This window comes from Micromonospora sp. NPDC052213, from assembly GCF_040679695.1.
In the GTDB taxonomy this organism is placed as follows: Bacteria; Actinomycetota; Actinomycetes; order Mycobacteriales; family Micromonosporaceae; genus Micromonospora.
Genome location: NZ_JBFAVI010000021.1, coordinates 60,269 through 66,357, shown reverse-complemented (window position 1 = coordinate 66,357; position 6,089 = coordinate 60,269). Strand labels below are relative to the sequence as shown.

Sequence of the window (6,089 nt, the reverse complement as noted above, 5' to 3'; positions counted from 1 at the left end):
CAGGACGCCGCCCTCTCAAGGCGGTAGCGCCGGTTCGAATCCGGTCGGGGCTACAACACGAATGGTCCGCCTCGCTCCGGCGAGGCGGACCATTTCGCTGTTCCAGCCCCCACCCGCTCCAGCCATCCCGGCTCCCGGCTCCCGGTCGTGGCCCGGCTCCCGGCGGCCCGCTCGGGCTCTCGGCGCCGCCCGGATCCACGGCTCCCCGCCCGGCTCCCGGCGGCCCGCCCGCCTTCCAGGCCCCGGCCCGGAAGACCGCCGGCGGGGGTGGGTCAGAGGCCGGAGAGGCGTTGGCCGGCCCGGACGACGGCCATGGCGTGGCGTTCGCCGGGGCGGCGGCCGAGGCGTTCGATCGGGCCGGAGACGCTGATCGCGGCGATGACCCGGCCGGTGCGGTCGCGGATCGGCGCCGAGATGCTCGCCACACCGGCCTCCCGCTCGGCGACGCTCTGCGCCCAGCCGCGGCGGCGTACCTCGGCGAGGGTGCGGCCGGTGAACTTCGACCGGGGCAGCAGCGGCATCACCGCCTCCGGCGGCTCCCACGCGAGCAGGATCTGGGCCGCCGAGCCGGCCGTCATCGGCAGCACCGAGCCGACCGGCACGGTGTCCCGCAGGCCGCTGGCCCGCTCGGCGGCGGCCACGCAGATCCGCTCGTCGGCGCGGCGCAGGTAGAGCTGCGCGCTCTCGCCGGTGGCGTCGCGCAGGGCGGCCAGCAGCGGCTCCGCCGCCGTCAGGAGCACGTCCGGCGCGGCGTTGGCGAGCTCACCCAGGCGCGGGCCGGGGCGCCAGCGGCCCTGGGTGTCCCGGACGAGCATCCGGTGGATCTCCAGCGCCTGCGCCAGCCGGTGCGCGGTCGCCCGGGGCAGCTTGGTGCGTTCAACGAGTTCGGCCAGGCTGGCGCCGTCGACGCAGGCGGCCAGAATGACCACCGCCTTGTCGAGAACGCCGACACCGCTCATACTGTGTCCCACAAGCCGAAATTTACCTCCCAGAATTTAGGATGTCCAGATGGTGGGAGTCACTACTACCGAGCCGAGGACCCTGGCCGAGAAGGTCTGGGACGCGCACGTCGTACGGGCCGCCGAGGGCGAGCCCGACCTGCTCTTCATCGACCTGCACCTGCTGCACGAGGTGACCAGTCCGCAGGCCTTCGACGGGCTGCGCCTCGCCGGCCGCCGGGTGCGCCGCACCGACCTCACGCTCGCGACAGAGGACCACAACACCCCGACCGGGTACGCCGACCCGTCGTTCCGGGAACGGCGTGGCGACCTGCTCACCATCGCCGACCCCACCTCGCGTACGCAGATCGAGACGCTGCGCCGCAACTGCGCCGAGTTCGGCGTGCGGCTGCACCCGCTGGGCGACGCCAACCAGGGCATCGTGCACGTCATCGGCCCGCAGCTCGGCGTCACCCAGCCCGGCATGACCATCGTGTGTGGCGATTCGCACACCGCCACCCACGGCGCGTTCGGGGCGCTCGCGTTCGGCATCGGCACGAGCGAGGTCGAGCACGTGCTGGCCACCCAGACGCTGCCGCAGAGCCGGCCGAAGACGATGGCGGTGAACGTGACGGGGCAGCTCGCCCCCGGGGTCACCGCCAAGGACCTGGTGCTCGCGCTGATCGCCCAGGTCGGCACCGGCGGCGGTCGCGGCCACATCGTCGAGTACCGCGGCGAGGCGATCCGGTCGCTGTCCATGGAGGGGCGGATGACCATCGCGAACATGTCGATCGAGTGGGGCGCCAAGGCCGGCATGATCGCGCCCGACGAGACCACGTTCGCGTACCTGAAGGGGCGGCCGAACGCCCCGCAGGGCGCCGACTGGGACGCGGCGGTCGCCTACTGGCGGAGCCTGCCCACCGACGAGGGCGCGACCTTCGACGCCGAGGTGACCCTCGACGCCAGCGCGGTCACCCCGTTCGTCACCTGGGGCACCAACCCGGGTCAGGGCGCGCCGCTGGGCGCGTCGGTGCCGGACCCGGAGGAGTTCGTCACCGACGCCGAGCGGACCGCCGCGCGCCGCGCGCTGGAGTACATGGACCTGCGCCCCGGTACCCCGCTGCGCGACCTCGCGGTCGACGTGGTCTTCGTCGGCTCCTGCACCAACGGCCGGCTGGAGGACCTCCGGGCCGCCGCCGACGTGCTGCGCGGGCACCGGGTCGCCGACGGGGTGCGGATGCTCGTCGTGCCCGGCTCCGCCGCCGTCCGCGAGGCGGCCGAGGCGGAGGGGCTGGACAAGGTCTTCACCGACGCCGGGGCCGAGTGGCGCTTCGCCGGCTGCTCGATGTGCCTGGGCATGAACCCGGACACGCTCTCCCCGGGGCAGCGCTCCGCGTCCACCTCCAACCGCAACTTCGAGGGCCGCCAGGGCCGGGGCGGACGCACCCACCTGGTCTCCCCGCCGGTCGCCGCCGCCACCGCCGTGGCGGGCCGGCTGGCCGCTCCCGCCGACCTGTAGAAGGGCACACCGCAGATGGAGAGGTTCACCACCCACACCGGCACCGCCGTGCCGCTGCGCCGTTCCAACGTGGACACCGACCAGATCATCCCCGCCGTGTACCTCAAGCGGGTGACCCGGACCGGTTTCGCGGACGGCTTGTTCAGCGCCTGGCGCGAGGACCCCGAATTCGTGCTCAACGATGCGGCGTATTCCGGTGCGTCGATTCTCGTGACCGGTCCGGAGTTCGGCACCGGCTCCTCCCGGGAGCACGCCGTCTGGGCGCTGCGCGACTGGGGCTTCCGTGCCGTGATCTCCCCCCGCTTCGGCGACATCTTCCGGGGCAACGCCCTCAAGGAGGGGTTGCTCCCGGTCGAGCTGGAATTGAAAGCGGTCGAGGAGATCTGGGATCTCGTCGAGGCCGACCCGACCACCCCGGTCACCGTCGACCTGACCGCCCGGCAGGTCCGGGTCGGTGAGGCCACCTGGTCGTTCCCGCTCGACGACTTCAGCCGCTGGCGGCTGATGGAGGGCTTGGACGACATTGGACTCACCCTCCGGCACGAGGCCGAGATCAGTGCCTTCGAGGCGACCCGGCCGCCGTTCCTGCCCTCGGTCGCATAGCCGTACACCCGATCCCGTAGCGGTTTCCGCCCCCGCCGGTCTGACCGGTGGGGGCGAATCCGTTACGACACAAGGGCTTTTTTCCACCGAATGTTTGTGTCCCGGCAGCACAGGGCATACCGTGCGCGCAGAATGGCTCGCGTCGAGTCAGTTGCACAATCGGGAGGAAGTCGTGAACAAGGCCGAGCTCATCGAGGCGCTCGCCGTTCGCCTGGGGGACCGGAAGACGGCGACGGCCGCGCTCGACGCGGTCCTCGCTGAGGTCCAGGCGGCGGTCACCAAGGGCGAGAAGGTGGCGATCACCGGATTTGGAGCGTTCGAAAAGCGCGTCCGGGGCGCCCGAACAGCGCGCAACCCGCGGACCGGCGAGGCGGTGAAGGTCAAGAAGACATCCGTCCCGACCTTCCGCCCGGGCGCCGGGTTCAAGGAGATGGTGGCCAGCGGCAAGGTGCCGAAGGCCACGGCGGCGGCGAAGAAGACCGCCGCGGCCGCCGCCAAGACCACTGGCGCCAAGGCCACTGGCGCCAAGGCCACGGGTGCCAAGGCGACCGGTGCCAAGGCGACCGGCGCCAAGGCCACCACGGCCGCGGCGAAGAAGACCACGGCGGCGAAGGCCACCGCGGCGAAGAAGACGACCGCGGCCAAGAAGACCACGGCGGCGAAGGCGGCCAAGACCACCGCGGCGAAGAAGACCACGACCGCCAAGGCCGCCCCGGCGAAGAAGACCGCCGCGGCCAAGAAGACGACCGCGGCCAAGAAGACGACCGCAGCCAAGAAGACGACCGCAGCCAAGAAGACGACGGCGGCCAAGAAGGCCCCGGCGAAGAAGGCCGCGGCCAAGCGCTGATGTCGAGCGGTACGAGGGCGTCCACCGGCACGGTGGGCGCCCTCGCCGCGTCCACGCGTCCGCCGTCGGGGCGTTGACCGGAACGGTGCGCCGCACGCAGAATCGCCGCACCCCTTCCGGTCGGCGAAAGGCAGCCCCGTGCGCTACCGCCACCGCACCACCCTCACCCTCGCCCTGGGCGTCGTGCTGCTGGTCGACGTGCTGCGTGTCTTCCTGCCGGCGGTCATCACCATCTTCGGGCAGGCCGCCTCGACCCCGGCCGAGCTGCTGGGGGCGTTCGCGCTCGGCTGGTTCGTGCTCGCCCTGGCCGCGCCCGCGCTGGTCCGCCGGGTCGGCGCCCGCCCGGTCACGCTCGTCGCCGCCGTCCTGCTGGTCGCCGCCCGGCTCGCCGTCACCGGCCAACCGGGCGGGCGGCTCCAGCTCTGGCTCGCCACGGCCGGGCTGCTCGCCGGGCTGGTCTGGCTCGCCGGTGTCGCCGCCGCCACCGACCGGCCGGTGCCCGGCCTGGCGCTCGGGCTGGCCCTCGGGGCGATCCTGCACACCGCGCTGGACACGTACCGCCTGGGCTTCCTCGGGAGCTGGCAGTCGTGGCTCGCCGCCGGCCTGGTCGGCGGACTCTTCCTGGCGGGGCAGACGCGGCCCGCGCCGCCGGCCGGCCCGGGCGGCGTACGGAGCTGGCTGCTGGCCGGCCCGGCGCTGCTGCTCGCCGGCATGGTGGCGCTCTCCCCGGCGGTCGCCCGCACGGCGACGACGTACCAGTTCGGTCTGCTGCGGTCGCATCCCGGCGACGAGGTGGGGGTCGCCACCGTGCCGCTCCTCGGCCCCGCCCCGGTCGCCGTGGCGGTCGGCGGATTCCTGCTCGCCGCGCTGGCGTCACCGCGCCAGGGGGCGTGGCGGTGGCTCGCCCCGGTGGCCCTGGTGGCCGGGGCCGTCCTCTTCGCCGTCGAGCGCGGGGAACTGCTGTTGCCGGCCGTCCTGCTCGCCGCGGCGGGGCTCGGCGGCTGCCTGGCGTCCGCCGGCGCGGCCGACGGACGGGACAGCCCCGCCACCGGCTCCACGGAGGAGACCGAGGCCGCCGCTGCCGCCGGGTTCGCCGTGCCCGACGGCGGCACCGCCGATCCGGGCCGGGCGGCGGGCCGACGCGCGTACGCGGTGGTCGCCGGGATGCTGCTCTTCGCCGTCGCGGCGGTGCTCTACTACGCGGCGTACGACCTGGGCCACCCCAACGCCGGGGTGCCCGTGGCCGTGGCGGTGCTGGTCGCCGCGGTCGCCCTGGCCGCCCGGCCCGCGGTGGGGCCGGTGCCGGCGTCGCTGCCGCCGGTGCGGACCGCCGCCGCGGCCACCGCGCTGGCGCTGGTCGCCGCGATCGCCAGCGACGAGCTGCTGTCCGCGAGCAACCGGGACGGGCCGCCCGACACGGTGCGGGTGGCGGCGTACAACGTCCGGATGGGGTTCGGGACGGACGGCCGCTTCGACCCGGACGCGCTGGCGCGGGCCGTCGCCGGGGCCGACGTCGTGGCGCTCAGCGAGGTGGACCGGGGCTGGCTGCTCAACGGCGGCCACGACACGCTCGACCTGCTGGCGGAGCGGCTGGACATGCCGTACGTCTTCGCGCCGGCCGCCGACCCGCTCTGGGGCGACGCCGTGCTGAGCCGCTGGCCCCTGGACGGGGCCCGGACCCGGCCGCTGCCGGCGGTCGGCGCGCCCACCGGCGCGCAGGCCCTCGGGGTCACGGTCGACCTCGGCGACGGCGTCCGCCTCGCCGTGGTCGCCACCCACCTGCAACCGCCGCCCGGCCAGGGCCCGGTGGTCCAGGCCCGCGCGGTCGCCGACTTCGCCCTCCGGTACGCGGCCGGCCGCCCGCTGGTGGTCGCCGGCGACCTGAACACCGAGCCGGGCGATCCGGCGTTCGCCGAGTTCACCCGGGCCGGGCTGGTCGACGCGCTGGCCGCGGCCCGCCCGCTGCCGACCAGCCCGGCGGACGACCCGCGCCAGCAGATCGACCACGTGTTCGTCACACCCGACCTGGCCGCCGCCGATCCGGTGGCCCCGCCCGGCACGGCCAGCGACCACCTGCCGGTCGCCGTGACCCTGACCCTGCCACCGGCCTGACCCGCCGCCGGGGCGCGTCGGCCGGGGCACGCGGGCGCACCGCACCGGATCGGCGGGTCGGCGGGGGCGG

5 protein-coding genes are annotated in these 6,089 nt (G+C 74.9%); 4 read left to right on the top strand and 1 reads right to left on the bottom strand.

Features of this window, described 5'->3' with window-relative positions; translation table 11 throughout:
- Positions 1-272: 272 nt before the first annotated feature.
- A complete protein-coding gene (locus tag AB0L34_RS08545; RefSeq protein WP_350684716.1) occupies positions 273-959 on the bottom strand; it encodes an IclR family transcriptional regulator in 687 nt (228 codons plus the stop codon).
- 49 nt (positions 960-1,008) lie between these two features.
- Here AB0L34_RS08545 and leuC point away from each other — a divergent pair, with 49 nt between their 5' ends.
- The 4 genes from leuC to AB0L34_RS08525 all read left to right on the top strand — a co-directional run bounded on the left by leuC (position 1,009) and on the right by AB0L34_RS08525 (position 6,019).
- Positions 1,009-2,457 carry a 3-isopropylmalate dehydratase large subunit gene (gene leuC, locus AB0L34_RS08540; RefSeq protein ID WP_350704778.1) on the top strand — a complete coding sequence of 483 codons (1,449 nt, stop codon included), beginning with the start codon at positions 1,009-1,011 and terminating at the stop codon, positions 2,455-2,457.
- A gap of 15 nt (positions 2,458-2,472) precedes the next feature.
- Positions 2,473-3,060: a 3-isopropylmalate dehydratase small subunit gene (gene leuD, locus AB0L34_RS08535; protein ID WP_363703067.1), complete on the top strand. Its 588-nt coding sequence runs from the start codon at positions 2,473-2,475 to the stop codon at positions 3,058-3,060.
- Positions 3,061-3,232: 172 nt separating this feature from the next.
- A complete protein-coding gene (locus AB0L34_RS08530) occupies positions 3,233-3,907 on the top strand; it encodes an HU family DNA-binding protein (protein ID WP_363703065.1) in 675 nt (224 codons plus the stop codon).
- Positions 3,908-4,045: 138 nt separating this feature from the next.
- Positions 4,046-6,019, top strand: a complete 1,974-nt coding sequence (locus AB0L34_RS08525) for an endonuclease/exonuclease/phosphatase family protein (RefSeq protein ID WP_363703063.1) — start codon at positions 4,046-4,048, stop codon at positions 6,017-6,019.
- The last annotated feature ends 70 nt before the right edge of the window (positions 6,020-6,089 follow it).

Excerpts from the sequence above, each read along its gene's own strand:
- leuD (WP_363703067.1), top strand. The coding sequence starts at position 2,473 with ATGGAGAGGTTCACCACCCACACCGGCACCGCCGTGCCGCTGCGCCGT.
- AB0L34_RS08545 (WP_350684716.1), bottom strand. The coding sequence starts at position 959 with ATGAGCGGTGTCGGCGTTCTCGACAAGGCGGTGGTCATTCTGGCCGCC.
- leuC (WP_350704778.1), top strand. The coding sequence starts at position 1,009 with ATGGTGGGAGTCACTACTACCGAGCCGAGGACCCTGGCCGAGAAGGTC.